Below are 21,363 nucleotides of genomic sequence, written 5' to 3'. Positions count from 1 at the left end.
AATTTTTGTGCGGATTATGATATTTTCAAAATATTTATCGATTCAGTTGATTTTTTTTCAGCCAGAAAGAAGTCGACTGATATGCTGAAATCGTTGCATCCACCATCGGCTTATTCTGTTCCTTTTCTTTTAATGGGTTTTCATCAAAATAAATATTAAATTCCGGAGCAAGATTGTTTTTCTGCTGAACCAAAGCGTATTGCTTAATTTTTCTTAAAGGAGAAATAACCGTTAAATAATTATCTTTTACAAATCCTAAATCCTGATACGTTGCTACATAAGCTTTCGGCTGAAATTCTTTGCTGAAAACGTCCTGCCCTAAAAATTTCGACTGATAACTGAAATTCAGCAAACCTAAAACAGTCGGCATCACATCGATCTGAGACATGGTTTGGGTAAATTTCTGCGGCTGGATAAATCCTTCCGAGAAAATCATCGCAGGAATTCGGTATTTATCCATCGGAAGTTCTGTGTCTCCTGCACTGGAAGCGCAATGATCTGCAATAACCACGAAGACCGTGTTTTTATACCAATCCTGTTTTTTAGCCATTTCGAAGAATTTTTTCAAAGCATAATCTGTGTATTTTACACCGCCTTCACGGGATTTCGCATTTCCGGGGATATCAATTTTTCCTTCAGGATAGGTAAAAGGTCTGTGGTTGGAAACCGTCATCCAATGATTGAAGAAAGGCTTTCCGGATTTTGCTTCCGCATTCATGGTTTGGATGGCTTTTTTTGCCATGTCTTCATCGGCAACGCCCCAAACGTTTGCAAAGGTGATTTCTTCCGGCTTGAAATTATTTCTGTCGACAATGTCATAACCGTTTCCGGCGTAGAAATCCTGCATATTATCGAAATAACTGTATCCACCGTACAAAAATTTCACCTCATATCCTTTTGATTTGAAAACACTTCCTGTGGTAAATTTATTTTTGTTGTTCTCTCTTTTAATAATACTTTCTCCGGCAGTAGGAGGAATGCAGAGCGTTAATGCTTCCAGACCACGAACGGTTCTGTTTCCGGTAGCGTAAAGATTGGTGAACATTAATGATTTATCGGCTAAACTGTCTAAAAAAGGAGTGATTTTCTGCGTATTTCCATAATGTGCTAAAAAGTCTGCCGATAAACTTTCAATGGAAATTAAAACCACATTTTTTTTCAGTTCCGGTTCTGCAGACACAATATTTCTTTTCAGGACAGATGGAGCAAACTGGCTTAAAAAGTTTTTTTCTGCCTGACTCTGATTAATTTCTCGATAAAACTGGAAATAATCCAGCTCGTTGTGGGTAAATGCCCAATAGAATTTCGGAAGACCGTTTGCCTGAATTTCTTCTTCAAAAACGCTGTTTCCTTTCATTTTTGTTGTGAAATTCAATCCAAATAAGCTTACTCCGATCAAAAGAACAAATGATCCCAGTAAAATAAATTTCTGCTTCAGATTCGGAAGATCTGAAAGTTCTTTTTTGGTTTTCTTAAAAATGAAGAATGTAATGGAAAGTGTTACGATAAAAATTGCTGAGAAAAGAGGAACAACGGGATAGCTTTCCATGATGTTTCCAATCACTTCATTGGTGTAGATGAGATAATCTACCGCGATGAAATTGTACCTCAATCCGAATTCGTTATAGAAGAAATATTCACTTACTGCGTTGAATACGATAAGTAGAACGTACAGAAAAAGCGTTATGAAATAGAGTACATTCCGTATTTTCAAACGTTGTTTCGGAAGGAAAAGCATTAATGCGAAGCATATAATTTTTAACCCGATAAAAGCCAGAGCAATTTCTGCAACCGAGCCACCATATTGTTTGAAGATATTGTTCGGAATCAGAAGGATGTACAGGAAAAAGAGCACTAAAATTCCCAAAATAATCTGTCCGTAAGGTTTCTGATATTTTGAATTGGATAAAAATAAAAAATAGAGGGCTAAAAAGGTGCTGGCTAAAACAAAAACCAAAGCATCATTGAGAACACCCACCAAAATTATTTTTAAAATTTCAAACACTCCAAAACTGGCTGTGGTAATGGGATGAAAGAAAAATACAATCCTTATGATTAAAGAAATGATAAGGTAAAAGATTCCTAAATAAAGGAATGGTTTTGTTTTCTGAACAAACATTGTTATGATTTGAATATGAATTCTTACAAAAATAAGTATTGAATATTATTTGAGCGTATATTTTTTTAAAATACCACAATAATTAGAAAGTTTATAAATATTTAAAATTATTTTAACAATATAATATTCAGGAGGTAACTGTTCGGAGATAAAAAAAAAGAACTATTCTTCAATAGTTCTTTCAAATATTTTTTACTTTGAAAAATTATGAATTTCCAAATCCGATGTTTCCTTTTCTGCCAGAAAGATTCTTTTTAAAATCTATCATCTGCAAAGCCGTAACAGCCGCTTCAACTCCTTTGTTCCCAAGATCGCCGCCGCTTCTCGCAATCGACTGCTCTTTAGTGTCGTCTGTTAAAACACAAAAAATCGTCGGAGTATCCGTTAAAATATTACAATCTTTAATTCCCTGTGCAACCGCCGAACAGACATAGTCGAAATGTGGTGTTTCTCCACGGATCACACATCCGATCGCAATTACTGCATCAAAGGTTCGTTCTTTACAAAGTTGCATACTTGCGTAGCTTAACTCAAACGCTCCAGGAACCGGAAAAAGAGAAATTTTTTCAGATTTTACTCCTTCTTTTTGAAGGATTTCCAGAGCTGCATCACGGAGATTGTAGGTTACAAAATCATTCCACTCAGAAAAAACAATGCCGATAGAAAAATCATCGGCATTGGTTATGTTAAGTGGCTTGTAATCAGAAAGATTAACTGTTGCCATTGTTTAGTAATATTTAGTCATTTCAATATAAGAATCAGACATTCCGTTGTCGTAGTCCTGATATTTTTCGTCGATTGTTGCAAAATACTTTTTAGCTTCTGCATTTTTCTTTAATCCTAAAGCTAAAATACCTGCTTTTCTTGTAAAATAATACGTTGTGTAAGGATCGTCTGAAGCTGAAGCCGCTTTGTCTAATAACTGAAGTGCTTCATCATTTTTGTTAAGACCGGATTTTGCATCTGCCATCGCTCCGTATTTCATTGCCATCAACGTTTTGTTGTCGGATGAAAAACTGTCTAAAAGATCATAAGCTTCCTGAAATTTTCCTTCTTTGAATTTTATCAATCCAGCGTTGTAAGCAGAAAGCTTGCCTACGTTGGTTGCAGAATATTCGTTATAAGTTCCTAAGAAACCTGGGTTCGCAGCAGATTTTCCGCCTAAAGCTTCTTTATCTTTACCGTCAGCAAGATTTTTCTGAGCAGCCAGGAAACTTTTTACAGCTTCTGCATTTTTAGGAGCTACAACAAATTGTTTGTAACCGAAGAAGCCCAGAACTCCTAAAATAAGTAGTCCGAAAACAATTCCTAAAGGTTTTGAATATTTTTCAAGGAACCTTTCTGTGTTTAAAGCCTCTCTGTCAAGATCTTTAAAAAACTCAACAGTTTCTTTACCTTCCTGCTCGTTTGTAATTTTTGCCATAAATTATTAAAAATTGAAATGCAAATTTAATTGTTTCTGAATGATTTACAAAATACTTTGTGCGTATTGTTGATTTTATTTGAATTAATCAAGTAGAATTGTTAATTATGAATCGTGAATTTACTAAAAGATGCTTCGACAAGCTCAGCATGACATCTCTAATACTATATGTTTTGATGTAACGTTAAATTATTAGCGTTGTCATGCTGAGCTTGTCGAAGCATCTAATTTAATTCAGTTTAATATTCTAAAATATGATAAATTTCTGCATTAAATTTCTTCAGTTTTTCTTCGCCTTTTAAATCTTTTAATCCAATTAGGAAACTGAATTGGGAAACGGTTGCGCCTTGTTTTTCAACCAATTTTGCGGTGGCTTCTGTAGTTCCTCCCGTTGCTAAAAGATCATCATGAATCAGAACTCTCTGTCCGGATTTTAACTGTCCTTCTCGGGTTTCAATAACAGCACTTCCATATTCGAGATCATATTCTTCCGAAATGACGGGTGGCGGAAGTTTTCCTGCTTTTCGGATTAAAATAAAAGGAACTTCTAATGCAACAGCAATGGCAATCCCGAAAAGATAACCTCTGCTTTCAATTCCGCATACTGCATCAACTTTTCCTTTGCTGAATTGTACCAGATCTGCAATGACCTCTTCATACAGTTTTGGGTTCAGGAAAATAGGAGAGATGTCCTTAAACTGAATTCCCGGAATCGGAAAATCAGGTATATTTTCAATGGTTTCTTCCAGTTTCTTGATGAGCTGCTGCGATGCCATTTTTATGGATTGATTTTGTAGCTGGAAATTTTCCAGTCTCCGTTTACATTTTTAAGTCCGAAAGTTGCTCTCAGTGAAGTTGTTTTTCCACTTTTATCCGTTACATCATACGTTGCACTCACACTTGCAGAAGTTGCATTGGAAGCATTGGTGGTGATGTTTTTTACGCTTACGTTTTTCACCGAACCAAATCCTGAAGTCGGGTTCGAAAATGACTCATAACTTCCCCAACTCGGGTTGCTTGCAGAGTTGTACGCAGCTTTTAGGTTTTGAGCGCTTACGTTATTTAAAAATCCTGAAACGGTACTTTTCGGATCTGAAGCTGGCTGTTTTGGTGCTGCAGGAGTTGTAGGTGTGGCTGCATTCGGATCTGTTGTGGAAGGAACCGTTGCATTCGGATTATTCGGATCGATTACAGCGGGATCCTGAATAACTGCTGTTGAATCTATTTTCGGAGCAGCCGGAACTTTTAGTAAAAGAGGATTAACATCCAGTCCGATTTTTGTCATTTTGAAAGTTTTCGCAGTTGTTTTTACAGAAACCGTGATGTCGATTTTATTATCAACAACCTGAGCTGCAGGAAGTGAAGAGAATTTTAAATTAAATCCTTTGAAATTGTTATCCTGCATTAAATTTTTAGCCGTAGAAAGCTTTACTCCATTGCTGAAAACTTCCAGTGTTGCTTCCAGACCTGCTCCTGTAAAAGACACCGGATTTCCGGCATTGTCTACCAATCTCGGAACAATCTGAATTGCTGTTGGAGCTCCGGTTCCGTCATCTCCCGTTGGTCTTGTAGAAATGCTTAACGAGTTTGCTTTTACGTCATTCGGATCGCTTTCTTTAGCTGTTTCGTTTCCAAAGATATTCATTTCTCCTAATGCTCCTAACGAAGGAGGTGCTGTACTTGCCCATTCGATTCCGTTTTTCTGGGCTACCTGATCTGCCATTGCCATGATTTCGGGAACTTTTTTTCCATCAATCATTTGTCCTAAGGCTTTCAGTTCGGCAAAATCGCCATCTGCGTCTACTCCGAAAGTTTTCAGGATGTAGAGTGCCTCGTTAAATTTAATCTGTTTAATGGTAGGCAGACTTGCCGTCATATCGTTGATACTCGACTGCAAAGTTTTAGTATTGGTAGCATCTACATGATCTTGCTTGCATGCTGTGAAAAGCAACATGCTGAAAATTAGTAGAAAAGACAACTTTTTCATTTTTTTTCGGTTTACCACAAAAATAATAAAACCTTTATTAATAGAGTGTTTTATTTTTTATTTTGTTGTTCTTTCAGCTGATCTTTGAAAAATGAGCTGAAAACAGTCTGCATATTCGGAAAAGATGAATCTTCCCAGTATTTTGTTGTATAGCTGCTTTTATTGGTATTCAAATTTACACTTTCGATATCATTATCGTCTCTGAATTCTATTTCTGCGGGATAAAAATTGCTGTAGTAAATCAACTGATTGTAGTTTGGTTCACTTTTGTGTTTTAATTTGATAAATCGAATGTCGTTAAATTCCAGAAGCTCTCTTAAGGTCTTACTGCTTTCTTTTTCGTAAGAAGCATTTGAGATTACTCTTACATCGTAAAAACGGTATCCTAAAAAATTTACTTCTTTTTCCTGTAAAGCACTGTGAGCAATTTCGATCTGATCTTTCCGGTCTCCTTTCAGTTCTTTAATGACGGCATTCTTTTTTTTATATTCCTGAATATTTCCGACATCTTTCATCTCAGGAACATTCATCATTTTACCATAATCAAAGGAAGCTGTCAGTTTTTTGTCAACATTTTTGTCTTCAATCCTGAATGCTCTGTACTGTTCTACATTGGCACTTTTCAGTTTTTTTGTTTTATTATCAAAAATGTAAGTAATAATTCCGTCTGTGTAGCAGTTTAGTTTGTTGTTTACGGTAACGTACGTATTAAAGTTTCCTTTTACGAAAATATATTTTGCAGGCTTGTTATTTTTTATGACAACGCGTTCGATATCTTTTATCCTGTCATCCACTTTAATAATTTCTTTGTCGAAATCCGCATAGGATAAAGTCGCAACAGACATATTATCGTAGATGAGCTGAAACTTTTCCTGATCCGGTTTTATGGACTGCCTGTCGATTTTTCCGTCGATATCCGAATAAGCTAAAATGCTCCCGTCTTTGCCAAACACAGAAACCTTCGGAAGGGGCTTATTGGTTTTTTCTGAAACGAAAGTGATACTTTGTGCATTGATGAAGTTTACGAGGATTGTTAAAAATAATAACAGGAGATTTTTTTTCATGATTGATACAATTAATGTTTTTTTAGTTAAATCATTCTTTGATTATATGACAACGAAAACTTAAAAAGGTTGCATTGTTTTTTTATTTCTGTACAAAAAAGCAAAAAAAAGACTGATCATTACAATCAGTCTTTTTTGTTTTTATCTTGTTACAAATTCCTTAGAAAGGATATTCATAAATTTCAGATTCGTGAAGGTAAGGGTTACCTGTAGGGATCAGTTTAAGTTTAGATAATGCTGAAAGCACAGTGAACATAAATAATCCAACTACGAATAAGATTGCTCCTAAGATTAAGATAAATACTTCAGGAGTTTTCCAGTATGGTCCTACTGTTCCCGGCATTACCATGTTGAAGTAATCTAAGATGTGACCACAAATTACGACTACAGCCATTGTTGTAACCACTTTGTAGTTTCTCTTGATGCTGCTGCTCACCAATACCAATAACGGTAATAAGAAGTTTACAATAAGCATTGGTAAGAAAGTAGGAGAGTAGTGCTGGAATCTTCCGAAGAAATAGTTAACCTCTTCCGGAATGTTTGCGTACCAGTATAACATGAACTGTGCAAACCATGTATACGTCCAAAGCATACTTGTCGCGAAAAGGAATACTCCTAAATCGTGTAAGTGGTTATCGTTGAACTGTGGAAGGAATCCGTTTTTCTTTAAATAAACACTTAAAAGAATAATTACCGCAATGCCACTTGAAAGGCAGCTCACCATTGAATACCAGATATACATGGTAGAATACCAGTGAGGATCAATAGACATCAACCAGTCCCAAGCCCAAGCTGCAGAAGCAAAACCGAAGAATGCAATATATCCTACTGCCCATCTGTAAAGCATTTGATATTCTACTCTTGATTTTGTTTCGTCTACTTTTTTAGACTGAGCTTTCAGTTTCCAAGCGAAGAAAGAAGCACCTATTACATAGATGAAAGTTCTTACTGCATAGAAAGGGATATTTAAGAAAATTCTTTTTTCAAATAAGATCACATCGAAATGAGCAGAATTTGGGTCTGTTAATTCCGGATCCATCCAATGGAAAAGGTGACCTTGGTGTGTGATGTTTAAAATCATTAGAATGATTAGAATAGCACCACCGTAAGGAATATAAGAAGCAATAGCTTCCATTACTCTTGTAATGATAATTGGCCAACCTGCGTGTGCAGCGTGCTGAATAGAATAGAAGAATAATACGCAGCAGCTTACTCCAAAGAAAAATACAGCTACAAAATGTATTGCCGCTAAAGGCTGGTTGTGAACCTGAAGAGTAGCATGCTCAAGGTGAGCTGCATGATCCTGAGGTCCTACCATTTCACTAGAATGCGTAGGAGCTGTATGACCAGAAGCATGAACCGCTTCCATCATGTGTTCTATTTTTTCAGTAGTAATTCCTTTATTCATAAAGAAACCAACAGCAAAAAGAACTAAACCTACAACAAGAAGGATTATAGAAGTTGATTTTAATTTTGGTGAAAAACTATACATTTCTTTTCTTATTTTTTAGTTTCGGTAGTCATCGTTTCAGATTTCGCAGGGGCAGCCGCTGTAGTAGCTGTTGCTGTAGCCGCCGCAGGTGCTGCAGCTCCTTTTTTGAAAGCATCCATTACATACATGGCAACTCTCCATCTGTCTCCAGCGCTAAGTTGTCCTGCATAAGATCCCATTGCGTTTCTACCGTTGGTTATTACATAATGAACAGATCCTACAGTAATATCTCTGTCTGCATAGTTTGGTACACCAGAGAATGCTCCGGACTGAACGATTGGCCCTTGTCCGTCTCCTCCTACACCGTGACAAGCTGAACAGGTTTTCTCGAAAAGGCTTTTTCCTCTTTCAAGATCTTTTGCAGCGTTTGCTGGGTTTAAAGGAGATCCTGTTACTGTTTTTGAAGCATCATAACCAGCATTGTATTCATCCGGTGTTTTTGGAAGTAATCCTTCTTCGAAAACACCATCTTTATTTTGAGCTACGGATCCTTCTACAGGAGAAAGACCTGTTGCAAAATTATTTTTAACAAAAGCAGGAATTTCATTTTCATGATCTGAATAAGCGTCCTGAGCTTTCATCAATGGATCGTATGCTACCGGAAAATACATATCCGGGAAATAGACCAGCGGAGTATTCTCTTTTGGTCCGCAAGAGTTAAGTAAAACTGTTGTTAAACCTAAAACTGCTGTAATTTTTAATACATTCTTTTTCATTTTAAGCATCTTTAACAGTTATTTCTTCAACTCCAGTTTCAATAAGCAACTGCTTTACAGATTCTACATCTTCAGTTACAAATTCCATTAAGAATTTATCATCCGTTGTTCTTGGATCCGGGTTTTGTGCAGGTGCTCCGGGATACATTTTGTTTCTTACCAAGAAAGTTAATGACATCATGTGTGCTGCGCAGAATACCATAAGTTCGAACATAGGTACTACGAAAGCCGGCATATTGTGAGCCCAGTCGAAAGCTGGTTTACCCCCAATGTTCTGAGGCCAGTCGTGGTTCATTACATACCATGTAAGAGTAGCACCGATCGTAACTCCATAACAAGCGTAGATAAAAGCGGCATCAGAAATTCTTGTTTTCTTTAACCCTAAAGCTTTATCTAGTCCGTGAACCGGAAACGGAGTATACACTTCGTTTATTTTGATTCCTTTATCGTTGAATGCTTTAACGCCGTTCATTAAATCGTCGTCGTCCGCATAAAGTCCGTATACAATTTTAGTGGTGCTCATCTCCTTCTTTTGCTTTATAAGTTTCACCTGAGATTTTCAAAATCGATTTTAATTCAGCCTGTGCAATTACAGGGAATGTTCTTGCGTATAATAAGAATAATACAGAGAAGAACCCGATTGTTCCTAAATATACTCCCACATCAATGATTGTTGGCTTAAACATCGTCCAAGAACCCGGCAAGTAATCTCTTGAAAGGTTGATAACGATGATGTCAAAACGCTCAAACCACATACCGATGTTGATAATTAATGCAACAATGAATGTCCAGATAATATTCGTTCTAAGTCTCTTGAACCAGAAAGAAGCAGGAACTACAAGGTTACAGATAATTAGTGACCAGAAAGCCCACCAGTAAGGTCCAACAGCAGCACCAGGAGAAAGATATGTGAAATCTTCAAATCTTGATCCTGAATACCATCCGATAAAATATTCAGTTGCGTAAGCTACAGTTACCATACCACCTGTTAAGATGATTACGATGTTCATAATTTCGATATGATACATAGTAATGTAATCTTCAAGGTGACATACTTTTCTTGCAACTAACAATAACGTCTGTACCATTGCGAATCCTGAGAAGATCGCACCGGCAACGAAGTAAGGAGGGTAAATTGTGGAGTGCCATCCTTTAATAACCGAAGTTGCGAAGTCAAAAGATACGGTAGTGTGTACTGAGAATACAAGTGGAGTTGCCAAACCTGCAAGAACCAAAGATAGTTCTTCGAATCTTTGCCAGTGTTTTGCTTTACCACCCCAACCGAATGCAAGGAAAGTATAAATTTTCTTAGTCCAAGGCGTTTTCGCTCTGTCTCTGATCATTGCAAAGTCAGGGATCAATCCCATGAACCAGAATACAGTTGATACCGAGAAATACGTAGAGATCGCAAATACGTCCCAAAGTAGAGGAGAGTTGAAGTTCCCCCAAAGAGAACCGAACTGGTTTGGTAAAGGGAATACCCAATATCCTACCCAAACTCTACCCATGTGGATAACCGGGAAGATTGCCGCCTGTACAACCGCAAAGATCGTCATCGCCTCTGCAGATCTGTTTACAGACATTCTCCATCTCTGTCTAAATAATAATAATACCGCTGAGATTAGGGTTCCGGCGTGACCGATACCAACCCACCATACGAAGTTAGTAATATCCCATCCCCAGTTAATAGTTCTGTTTAGTCCCCATGCTCCAATACCTGTTCCGATAGTGTAAGCGATACATCCGAATCCATAGATGAATAGAACTAGGGCTGCATACAATGAAATCCACCATAATTTGCCTGCTCTTTCTTCGATAGGTCGTGCAATATCTTCCGTGATATCGTGATAAGTTTTGTGACCAATAATTAGAGGTTCCCTTATCGGAGCTTCGTAATGTCCTGACATTTTTTACCTATTTATTATTTAAACTTTATTTTTCTACTCTGTTTCTTACTTTAGTGTGATAGAACACATTTGGTTTTGTTCCGATCTCTTCCAGTAAATAATATCTTCTGTTTGAAGCGTATTGCTTTCTCACTTCAGATTCTTTGTCATTCATATCTCCGAACTTGATTGAACCTGTAGAACAAGCTTTAGAACAAGCTGTCTGGAACTCTCCGTCCTTCACGATTCTATTCTCTTTTTTAGCTTCAAGAATAGTAGTCTGAGTCATCTGGATACACATAGAGCATTTCTCCATAACCCCTCTCGTTCTTACCACAACATCCGGGTTTAGAACCATTCTTCCAAGATCGTTGTTCATGTTGAAATCGAACTTGTCATTCAGGTTATAAGTAAACCAGTTGAAACGTCTTACTTTATAAGGACAGTTGTTTGCACAATATCTTGTACCGATACATCTGTTATAAGCCATGTGGTTTTGTCCCTGCTTACCGTGTGAAGTTGCCGCTACCGGACATACTGTTTCACAAGGAGCGTGGTTACAGTGCTGACACATTACAGGCTGGAAGATTACATCCGGATTGTCAGCCGGGTGATTCAATGCACCGCCTTCTTTGTTAAAAGCTGTTCCGTATAATTCAGGAACTGCCATTCCTTCTTTTAATCCTTCATAAACTTCTACCTTCTGTCTTGATGAATAGTAACGGTCAATTCTTAACCAGTACATATCTCTTGACATTCTTATTTCTTCTTTTCCTACAACCGGAACGTTATTTTCTGCCTGACAAGCAATGATACATGCTCCACAACCAGTACAAGAGTTCAGGTCAATCGATAAGTTGAAGTGAGGACCATCGGTGTCATCAAAAGCATCCCAAAGGTCAATTTTTCTTGCTGGAAGAGCTCCGCTAATGGTGTGATACTCCAAAGGTTTGTTCCATCCGTCGTGTTCATCATCAAAAGCTACGTTTAAGAAATCAGCCAAAGGTACTTCTTTAGCAATTTCGTAACGTCCCATTAATGTATTCTGAAGCTGGATACCTGCGAATTCGTGATCTTCTCCTGTTTTTTCGATTTTAACATTAGAAACAACTAAGTTAGAACCATCGAATAAAGGATAAGCATTTACACCGGTATCTGCTGTCGCTCCTGAGTTTTTCTTACCGTATCCAAGCGCAAGACCTACTGATCCGTCTGCCTGTCCCGGTTGTACGAATACAGGAACATCTTTTATTGTTACTCCGTTTACAGTAAGGTTTACAAGAGAACCGTCTAACTGCATTCTCGCGTTAAGATCGTTATCAATACCCAATCTTTCTGCGTCTTTCGGAGACATTGTTAAGTAGTTATCCCAAGACATTCTTGTGATTGGATCCGGTAATTCCTGCAACCAAGGGTTGTTTGCCTGAGTTCCGTCTCCCATTGCTGTCTTAGTATACAATACCAATTCTAAATCTGAAGCTTTGAAACCTCCTAACTCAGCAACAGCCTGTGCACCGTTTCCTCCTGCGTACGATAATGTTGTCGCATTTGAAGAAGCATTGATACCGTTATATAAAGCTTTGTTGAAAGAAGTTGCTCCTAAGATAGAAGTAGCATTTGCTTTTAAATAATCATAATAATTATTAGCAGCATTGTTTTTACCGTTTTTCCAAACCAATAAAGATTCTTCAATCTGTCTTGATTTGTAGATTTTCTGGATCGTAGGCTGCATTAATGAATATACTCCTGTCTGTGGTTCGATATCTCCCCAAGATTCCAGCCAGTTGGCTACAGGAATTACAGCTTTCGCTGCTTTGTACATTTCATTTTTCTTATCTGCAACAGCAATTACGTAAGGAACTTTAGATAATGATTTTTTGAAATCTTCTCCTTTGTGGTAAGAGTAAATAGGATCTACATTGTTAGCGATCAATACACCAACCTGTCCACCGTTTACCCATCCAAGGAATTCCTCGAATCTTGCTTTGTCAAAATCTTTTAAGAAGTTCGCTTTCCCGGTGAAAGCTACTGATCCTAATTTTTGGTTAATTAAGTGCGCTAAAACCTGAGCTCCTTTAGAACCATCAGCGAAAACAACTGCTTTGCTTCCTTTTGCCAATAATTCTTTTGCAATTTCAGATGCAGCTTTGTCAGAAGTACCACCACCAACGATTGCGTTGTAAACTTCAACTAAAGTTTTGTTTACCTGGCTTGGTTTTAGTCTGATTCTTGAATCTGCGTTTGCTCCCGTCAAAGACATATTGGATTCAACCTGAACGTGTCTCAACATATTTTTTCCCGGAGTTCTTGCCACTGCATAAGAAGACTCTAAGCCTCCCGCGTTGTAGTCTCCTAAGAAGTCAGCCTGGAATGCAACCACCAATTCAGTTCCTTTAAGATCATAAACTGGTAATGCTCTTGTTCCGAAAACTTCCTGAGCTGCGTCTAATGCTGCAGCATAAGGATAAGCATCATAGGTTACTAATTCTGCTGTAGGATATTTAGCTTTAAATTCAGCAAATAATTTTTTGAAAGTAGGGGATGCAAAAGAATGAGATAGTAAAACAATTCTTTTACCTGCTGCTTTAGCCTCATCCAGTCCTTTGATAACGAAGCTGTCTACTTTGTCGAAAGTTTCGTCTTTTCCTTCAAATTTAGGCTGCTTTACTTTATCATTATCATAAAGAGAAAGTACACTTGCCTGAGCTCTTGCATTCGTTTTACCTAAATCTCCTGCTGCCGGGTTTGGTTCAATTTTGATAGGTCTTCCTTCTCTTGTTTTTACCAATACGCTTGCGAAATCGAAACCGTCGAAATACGTTGAAGCGTAATAGTTTGGAATCCCCGGAATGATTTCATGCGGCTTTACCACATAAGGAATCGTTTTGATTACCGGAGCTTCACAGGCAGCTAATGTTACCGCTGCAGTAGAGAAACCTAATAGTTTTAAGAAATCTCTTCTTGAAGTAGCAGAACCGTTCTTTTCCGCATCATCAAGGAAATCTTCTACCGGAATTTCTTCCTGGAACTCTTTCTGAGCCAGCTTATTGTTTAAAGCCGGATCTTTAAGTTCGTGAATACTTCTGAATTGTATTTTGTTTGAAGCCATTTGATACTTCTAATTTTTAGTTATTAATAATGACATTTACCACACTCAAGACCTCCAATAGCATCTACCGTAATCTTACCACCATCTTTAGGGTACTGTTTTTTCAACTTGTCGTGTAGATTTTTGAAGTATTCTTTATTATAACCGTTGTTCATGTCAACTTCTGTAGTTCTGTGACACTCGATACACCATCCCATTGTAAAGTCGTTAGCCATCTGAACAACATTCATTGTATCGATTTTTCCGTGACAAGCTTTACATACAACATCAATTTTGTTGTTAGGGTTCTTTTTGTTGAAAGAATTGATGATCGCTTGTTCACCTGCTACTACGTGCTGTGCGTGGTTAAAGTATACGAAGTCTGGCATGTTGTGGATTCTTGTCCATTCAACCGGCTGAGTTTTTCCTGTGTACTGTTGTTTTTCAGGATCCCAACCTGTAGCGGCATAGATTTTCTTGATCTCTCCGTCATAGAAAGCCTTATCTTTTCCTGGCTCCATGTAGTGATCTGCGTTGTATTCAGAAATTGTTCTGTGACAGTTCATACAAACGTTCATCGAAGGGATTTCAGATACTTTACCGTATTTGGCACTGGAGTGACACAACTGACAGTCGATTTTCTGTTCTCCAGCGTGGATTTTATGGGAGAAATAAATAGGCTGTTCTGGCTTATATCCTTTGTAAACCCCGATCCACATGATCCAGTTCCAGATTCCGTAAGTTGCCAGAAGTGCAAGGATTGCGATTAATCCTTTTCCTACATAGTGATATTTTGCATAGATTTCGCTGAAAGATTTTACCCTTGTTTCGTTAAGACCGGCTAAGTCGTCTGACTGACCCAATTTTACCAATTGTCTTAATTTTACCAGGATCCAAACCAATAGCGCTGCGATTGCTAAAAGTGAAATGATTACTACGCTTGTTGTAGTGTTGTTTGCCGGAGCAGCCTGATCAGTTGTTGCTGCTGTTGCTTTTGCATCATCCTTTTTAGGCTCTTCAGCCGGAGGATTTGAGGTGTATGCCAAGATATCGTTGATATCTTTTTCTGAAAGTTTCCCTTCAAAAACCTGCATTGCCGCTTTTCCGTTGGCTTCGTATACTTCATTAGCATACTTGTCTCCGGAAGCTCTAAGTTTTTCATTGTTGGTTATCCATTTTTGAAACCAGTCAATGTCTAGATTTTGATCTTTTTTCAGTCTTTCAACTACTCCTCCAAGAGCAGGACCTACAAGTTTCTTGTCTAGTGCGTGACATGCAGTACAATTCGCTTTGAAAAGCTTCTCACCATTCTTAGGATCGCCGTCCTGCCCGTAAATTGAAGCACTGGTCGATAGCAATAAGCCTATTGCGATCAACGTCTGTCTATAATGCTTTCTCCAACTAATCATTTAAATTATCTTATGTTAGTAAATATTGAACATTCAATCAATCCCGCAAAAATAATATTTTTAACAGGAATTTAACGGTATATGGAAAGGGGAAAATGTCATTTCCGTTTAATTTGTAATTATTCTAAATAACTGAATTTGGTATAATTTTTTAATTTGTATAAATTTGCGCAAACAAGTTTAAATGAAAAATGTAATCAAAATAATTTCGATGCTGTCTGTGCTTGCATTTTATGGTGTTGATGCACAACAAGTTGTAAGAAAAGATACTTTGGCGGGAACAGAACTTACGATGACGATGGATTCTAAGGTGAATGCGGCTCTGGAAAGCATAGAGGATAAGTGTTCCAAAACAACTTTGGCAACTTCTTCAAGGGAAGATGACGAAGATTACAGCCCTTCAAAACCAACTAAAATTTATGTTCCGAACAGGGAACTTACCAATGCTGAAATATGCAGAAAAAATCCAAGAATTTTAGGGTATAAAATTCAGATTACAACGGTAAAAAGTAATGAAGAAGCCAATGAGGTAAAGGCTTATTTCAGAAAAAGATTTCCTAACCTGAAAGTGGAAACTGATGCTTCTTTAAGACCGAATTATAAAATTTTAGCGGGGAGTTATTTCACAAAACAAAGTGCGGCTTCTGACCTTTCCAGAGTGAGAGAATATTTTAAATCTGCACTTGCAGTACAGTACAGAATTTTCTGTGCGGAAGCAAAATAATTTACATTTAGCAATAGAAAAATAAAAAAGCTGGGAAAAATTATTTCTCAGCTTTTTTTATTGATTTTGAATTTTAATTTTTCAAAACAAAAAGTAAAATTTTAATAAAATTTATTTAAAAACCAAAAGAATTCGGTCATTCTCAAATAATTGTTGGTGATCAGGTAAGCGCATAAAATTATAAAGATTACGGATAAAAAAGACAGCATTTTCGGTGATTCTTTATAGCTGTAAAAAAGCCAACCAACCAACAGTGGATAGACAAAAACAAAATGACCACCGTAGATGTAAGAAGTGTGAAGTCCGAATCTCATAACACAGTGAATGATAACATCAAACAGGAATGAAATCATTAAAACCTGAACGAGTTTATTTCTGAAATTTTTAAAATAACTCCAACAAATCAGGATCAATAAAACGGCAATAAAAATATAAGGAATCCATGATGAATAAACATCCATAATGATCCCTTTATAGTGGTAACCGCTCATGTTATGTTTATCGCGGATCAGAAAATTTGAAAAAAGTATATTTCCGCCGAAAAAGTAGGAAAGGATCATATCCCAAGTCGGAGTAGAATTTACATTGGAGAACTTTTCGTACTGTTCATTGGTTTTACTGAATATATTTTGGTATTTAAAATCGATTCGGTTCAGATATAATAAAACAAAACACACACAGGTAAAAACTGCTCTGAAAACAGCATTCCCGAATTTTTTCCAATCCTTAAAAAGTCCTTTCTCAAAAGCTACCGGAATGAATACTTTAACAATATTCGTTACCGTTAAACCTCCTATGGTAATTCCTGAAAAAGCCAAAGCTAAAGGCGGAATTTTCTCCTCTTTCTTTAATTTTATAGCTGAATAATGATGAAAGAGGGTCAGGAAAAATAAAGTGTAGGTAAAATTTTCCGGCGTGAAGGAAAGTAGTATATTCGTTGAAAAGGCTCCGAAAAACAGAATTAATAAGATACTTAAAATTAATGGAAGTCCAATAATGTTTTTAAGATATTTAAACACCTGAAGAACGCTTAAACTTACGGCAAGATTACTCAGCCAGGCTAAAGCGAAACGGAAATTTCCATCCATTTTTCCGTTGGAGAAAAGTAAAGCCAGTTCCCGGATCCAGTTGAAAAAATAATAGGAGAGAGGGTGTCTTTCAAAACTTCCGCCGGTCATTACAATAGATTTGTTATCGAAGCTGAAATACGCATCCCAAGGAATTCTTCCGTCAAAAATAATTTTATGATGAATCGCAATGTATGATCCCATATATCCGTATGCAACGAGAAAGAAAAGAAGAACAATAAGTTCAATTCCCGTCGACGGAAAAAGCAATTTGAAAAAATGGATAAATTTTGTTTTGAATTTTGACACCTGCAAAAACTTTCTGCAAAAGTAAAATAAAAAACCCACCAAATCTGATGAGTTTTGTTTTGATTTTATGATTTTAAAACTACGAACTGCACGACAGCATGGAACATCCCGAAACGCCATCATAACCAGAAGGTCTTTTTGATGAAAATTCCGGATAAACGGTGTGATAAGGATTTTCTAAAGCGTGAGTCAGTTTTGTAAGCAAATCGGTTTTACCGTTATTAATTTCTTCAATACATTGGTACAGCAGATAATTCCTAAGAATAAATTTTGGATTGGTTTTATGCATTATTTCCAAAGATTTTTCTCTTGAAATAATATTTTTTTCTAACCTTGAATGATAAGCTTTCATAAAATCTTCCAGTTTCGAAAGTTTCTCATCATTTAAAAATGTGTAAGAGACATTTTCAAATTGCTGTCTGAGATCTTTCTGGTCATCATATTTTTCGAGTTCGTTGAAAAATAAGGTATAATCTAATTGAAGATCCTGCATGAGACTTTGCCATGTTGTAAAGAATTTTTCGTCGCTGGTTAGCAACTGATCAAAACCAAATTTTCTGCAAAGCATCCTGTCGTGCGATTCCCAGAAATAGCTTCCGTAATCATTTAAAACATCTTCCAGAAATTTTTCATCTTTAATTAAAGGATGAAGTGCGTTTGCCAATTGCCATAGGTTCCATTGGGAAATCTGTCCCTGTTTTCCGAAAGCATATCTTCTTCCTGGAAGATCGGTGGTATTCGGGGTGAAATTTAAATCGTATTCATCCATCATCGAATAAGGTCCATAATCGATCGTTAAACCTAAAATCGACATATTATCTGTGTTCATTACTCCATGAACAAATCCTACACGATACCATTCCACCATAAGATCTGCCGTTCTCCTGCATACATTTTCGAAGAAATCTTTGTACTTCTGAATCCCCTCCGAAGAAATTTCTTTGAAATAATGATGAATGGTATAATCTGCAAGTTCCTGCAATGTTTTGTATTCCTGTTGGGCAGACATCAATTCAAAATGACCGAATCTAAGAAAGCTTTCTGCGATTCTGATGACTACCGCTCCTTTTTCCAGTTCCGGATTTCCGCTGTACATGATATCTCTTACGACGTCTTCTCCGGTAAATACTAAACTCAATGCTCTGGTTGTAGGAACTCCTAAATGAAACATAGCTTCGCTCATCAGATATTCACGAACAGACGACCTTAATACGGCTCTTCCATCTGCGTGTCTGGAATAAGGCGTTGCTCCGGCTCCTTTCCACTGTATTTCGTTTTTCTTTCCTGAATTGTTTTCAATTTCTCCGGCAAGAATGGCTCTTCCGTCGCCTAATTGTCCAGCCCAGTTCCCAAACTGATGTCCTGCATAAGCCGTGGAGTAGGTTTTGATATTTTCGGGAAGATGTGTTGCTGCCAAAAAATTAAGATCTTTTTCTTCAAGCGCTCCAAGCCCTATTTCTTCTGAAAGTTTTTCGTTAAAAGCAATTAACTCTGGATGATCAAAACCAACCGGCTGAACAGTGGAAAATAAAACCTTCGGAGTATTTCTCTGTAGGTTATTGCCGGAAAAATCTCCGGGAAACTTTTTTATAAAGGGTTGTTGTATGTTTTCAAGATTCATAATTCAAAGGTATTAATTAAAAAGAAAAGACCTTCCAAATGATTGAAAGGTCTTGTATATTTCTAAAAAAGAATTTATTTATTATTGAAGTCTATATCTTCCCCTGTATTTAGGTTTTCGTTTACATTTTCTTCTTTTTTACCGGATGTTTTTGGTCCGCTTGGATCTGCCGGTTTCGGATTTTTGATCTCATCAAGCGTCTGTAATCCGCCATCATCTCCATAACCTGCTCCTAATCCTTTAAGGTTTGAACAGCCGTCTTTCCACTCCGAAGGTTTCACGAATTTATCATCCGGAGAGATTTTTAAGCTTTTATCTGCCCAGACTTTCTTCATGTAGATTGCCCAGATCGGTAATGCCATTTTAGCTCCCTGTCCTTCTCCTGTTCCGTAGAAGTGGGTGGCTCTGTCTTCCCATCCAACCCATGCTCCGGTTGCCAGTTTCGGTACGATTCCCATAAACCAACCGTCTGAGTTGTTCTGGGTAGTTCCTGTTTTACCGGCAATTTCTATATCTTTTGAAATTCCTTTTCTTCCCAGTTCTCCAGAAGCGGTTCCGTATTGCGCTACACCTTTCATCAGTTCAATCATGGTATAAGCGTACAGCGGATTCATCACTTCTTTAGGTTCTACATTTACTTCCTTAATTACGCGGCTGTTGGCATCTTCAATTCTCCAGATCATCTCCGGTTTGTTGTAGTTACCATAGTTGGCAAAAGTACTGTAAGCTCCTACCATTTCGTAAATGGTAATATCCGAAGCTCCTAAAGCCATTGGTAAGCTTGTGGAGATTTCTTCTGTTACTCCCAAATCTCTCGCGGTTTGTATTACGCTTTGTGTTCCCGTCATTTCGGCAAGACGAAGCGCAACTGGGTTTTGCGAGTGTGCCAATGCATCTTTTAAAGTAAGCATTCCGCCTCTTCCCGGAACACGATAGTTTCCTTTTGTAAATGTTGCATTAGAGATGGTAGAACACGGTGTTAAACCTAGTTTCATAATCGCAGTTGCGTAAACGAAAGGCTTAAATGTTGAACCTACCTGTCTTTTACCCTGCTTAATGTGGTCATACTGGAAATGCTGCCAATCGATTCCTCCAACCCAGGCTTTAATTTCTCCTGTTCCCGGAATTACAGACATCAATCCTGCCTGAGCAACTTTCTTGTGCCATCTGATAGAATCCCAAGGAGACATTTCTACTTCTTCTTCTCCAGCCCATGTAAATCTTGAGGTTTTAACAGGTTTTTTAAATTCCATTAAAATAGAATCTTCCGGCATTCCGTCTGCTTTAAGAAGTTTGTAGCGTCCTGTTCTTCTCATTGCCTGAAGCATCAGATCGTTCACCTGTTTATCATTCAGGTAATAAAATGGCCAGTTTTTTCTTCCTCTCTGTTCAGCGTCAAATCTTTTCTGAAGATCCGTTAAATGCTCTCTGATTGCATCTTCTGCATATTTTTGCATTCTGGAATCAAGAGTTACATATATTTTTAAACCGTCTTTGTAAAGGTTTAATTTTTTACCGGTTTCTTTTTCGTAATCGTCAAGATATTTGTCGATTTCTTTTTTCAGATAAAACTTATAATAAGCGGAATAGCCTTCTGTAATATTACTTATAGGATGAAAATCAACTGTAATTGGCGTTGCTGTAGCTTTATCAAATGTTGCCTGATCAATATATCCTGTTTTCAGCATTTGATCCAAAACAACATCTCTTCTTGTTTTTGCTCTTTCAGGATTTCTGTATGGATTATTTTTTCTTGGATTTTCAAGCATGGCAACAAATGTTGCTGCCTCCGGTAAAGTAAGCTCAGAAGTTTTTTTATTAAAATAAATCTTCGAAGCCATTTCAATTCCGTTAGCATTAAATAAGAAATCAAACTTATTGAAATACAGTGTTATGATTTCTTCTTTCGTATATCTTTTTTCAAGACTTACGGCAACAACCCATTCTTTTAATTTCTGGAATGCTCTTTCAATTCTGTTTTGAGAAGCATTTCCGGTGAAAAGTAATTTTGCAAGCTGTTGGGTTATTGTGGATCCACCGCCTCTTTTACCTCCATAAGCTACCGCTCTTACAACTGATTGTAAATCAATTCCTGAGTGTTCTTTAAAACGTTCATCCTCTTTTGCCTGTAAAGCATAGATTAAGTAAGGCGGGAGATCTTTATAAATGATAGGCTGTGTTTTCTCTTTTTCAAATTTACCCAAAAGAACTCCGTCTGAAGAGTAGATTTGTGAGGCAACATATATATCCGGATTTTCAAGCTCTTTTACATCCGGCATTTCTCCTACGAAACCTTGCGATACGGCAAAGAATAGCCCTGAAATTCCTAAAACCAAAGCAAAGAATCCGATCCAGATAAATTTAACCCACCTTTTCCAGGCAGTGTCTTTCTTTTTAGGAGGAAGAGGGAAGGTTTTCCCTTTGTTCCCAGTATTTTGTTTGTTCACTTCCATTGATG

General features: G+C 37.3%; 16 protein-coding genes. 1 reads left to right on the top strand and 15 read right to left on the bottom strand.

Annotated features, from left to right (window positions below; translation table 11 throughout):
* Positions 1-34: 34 nt before the first annotated feature.
* The 12 genes from H6W52_RS04275 to H6W52_RS04220 all read right to left on the bottom strand — a co-directional run bounded on the left by H6W52_RS04275 (position 35) and on the right by H6W52_RS04220 (position 15,184).
* Entirely contained in the window at positions 35-2,119 is a 2,085-nt protein-coding gene (locus tag H6W52_RS04275; RefSeq protein ID WP_116096593.1) for an LTA synthase family protein, read from the bottom strand.
* Between the two features lie 205 nt (positions 2,120-2,324).
* Positions 2,325-2,843, bottom strand: a complete 519-nt coding sequence (ribH, locus tag H6W52_RS04270) for a 6,7-dimethyl-8-ribityllumazine synthase (RefSeq protein WP_108411667.1) — start codon at positions 2,841-2,843, stop codon at positions 2,325-2,327.
* 3 nt (positions 2,844-2,846) lie between these two features.
* Positions 2,847-3,542, bottom strand: coding sequence for a tetratricopeptide repeat protein (locus H6W52_RS04265; RefSeq protein ID WP_116096595.1), 696 nt, complete (start codon positions 3,540-3,542; stop codon positions 2,847-2,849).
* A 239-nt stretch (positions 3,543-3,781) separates the two neighbouring features.
* Positions 3,782-4,318 (bottom strand): adenine phosphoribosyltransferase, encoded by a 537-nt coding sequence (locus H6W52_RS04260; protein WP_116096597.1) that lies wholly within the window; start codon positions 4,316-4,318, stop codon positions 3,782-3,784.
* Positions 4,319-4,320: 2 nt separating this feature from the next.
* Entirely contained in the window at positions 4,321-5,529 is a 1,209-nt protein-coding gene (locus tag H6W52_RS04255; RefSeq protein ID WP_116096599.1) for a hypothetical protein, read from the bottom strand.
* 50 nt (positions 5,530-5,579) lie between these two features.
* On the bottom strand, positions 5,580-6,593 hold the full coding sequence (locus H6W52_RS04250; protein WP_116096601.1) for a hypothetical protein: 1,014 nt from the start codon (positions 6,591-6,593) through the stop codon (positions 5,580-5,582).
* Positions 6,594-6,753: 160 nt separating this feature from the next.
* Entirely contained in the window at positions 6,754-8,085 is a 1,332-nt protein-coding gene (locus tag H6W52_RS04245) for a quinol:cytochrome C oxidoreductase (RefSeq protein ID WP_116096603.1), read from the bottom strand.
* A gap of 8 nt (positions 8,086-8,093) precedes the next feature.
* Complete coding sequence (locus tag H6W52_RS04240; RefSeq protein WP_076393900.1) at positions 8,094-8,810, bottom strand: c-type cytochrome; 717 nt, start codon at positions 8,808-8,810, stop codon at positions 8,094-8,096.
* Positions 8,803-9,324, bottom strand: coding sequence for a DUF3341 domain-containing protein (locus tag H6W52_RS04235; protein ID WP_076393898.1), 522 nt, complete (start codon positions 9,322-9,324; stop codon positions 8,803-8,805). The genes H6W52_RS04240 and H6W52_RS04235 overlap by 8 nt, the downstream gene beginning before the upstream one ends.
* Positions 9,311-10,708 (bottom strand): NrfD/PsrC family molybdoenzyme membrane anchor subunit, encoded by a 1,398-nt coding sequence (nrfD, locus tag H6W52_RS04230; protein WP_027381049.1) that lies wholly within the window; start codon positions 10,706-10,708, stop codon positions 9,311-9,313. Before nrfD ends, H6W52_RS04235 begins: the two co-directional genes overlap by 14 nt.
* Before the next feature lie 25 nt (positions 10,709-10,733).
* The gene (locus H6W52_RS04225; protein WP_116096605.1) at positions 10,734-13,796 is read right to left on the bottom strand and encodes a TAT-variant-translocated molybdopterin oxidoreductase; all 3,063 of its coding nucleotides are present in this window, start codon (positions 13,794-13,796) and stop codon (positions 10,734-10,736) included.
* A gap of 23 nt (positions 13,797-13,819) precedes the next feature.
* On the bottom strand, positions 13,820-15,184 hold the full coding sequence (locus tag H6W52_RS04220) for a c-type cytochrome (RefSeq protein ID WP_116096607.1): 1,365 nt from the start codon (positions 15,182-15,184) through the stop codon (positions 13,820-13,822).
* Positions 15,185-15,368: 184 nt separating this feature from the next.
* Between H6W52_RS04220 and H6W52_RS04215 the strand changes: the two genes are divergently transcribed.
* A complete protein-coding gene (locus tag H6W52_RS04215; protein ID WP_116096609.1) occupies positions 15,369-15,908 on the top strand; it encodes an SPOR domain-containing protein in 540 nt (179 codons plus the stop codon).
* Positions 15,909-16,009: 101 nt separating this feature from the next.
* Here H6W52_RS04215 and H6W52_RS04210 read toward each other — a convergent pair whose 3' ends face one another.
* The 3 genes from H6W52_RS04210 to H6W52_RS04200 form a co-directional block, all read right to left on the bottom strand.
* Positions 16,010-17,284: a DUF6080 domain-containing protein gene (locus H6W52_RS04210; RefSeq protein WP_116096611.1), complete on the bottom strand. Its 1,275-nt coding sequence runs from the start codon at positions 17,282-17,284 to the stop codon at positions 16,010-16,012.
* Between the two features lie 79 nt (positions 17,285-17,363).
* Entirely contained in the window at positions 17,364-18,905 is a 1,542-nt protein-coding gene (locus H6W52_RS04205) for a protein adenylyltransferase SelO (protein WP_116096613.1), read from the bottom strand.
* Positions 18,906-18,979: 74 nt separating this feature from the next.
* The gene (locus H6W52_RS04200) at positions 18,980-21,358 is read right to left on the bottom strand and encodes a penicillin-binding protein 1A (RefSeq protein WP_116096615.1); all 2,379 of its coding nucleotides are present in this window, start codon (positions 21,356-21,358) and stop codon (positions 18,980-18,982) included.
* Between the last annotated feature and the right edge of the window lie 5 nt (positions 21,359-21,363).

Source organism: Chryseobacterium sp. C2(2020) (genome assembly GCF_014218915.1).
GTDB classification, from domain to species: Bacteria; Bacteroidota; Bacteroidia; order Flavobacteriales; family Weeksellaceae; genus Chryseobacterium; species Chryseobacterium mucoviscidosis.
Note: the sequence above shows the minus strand (reverse complement) of the source record. Positions and strands in the feature narration are given on the sequence as shown.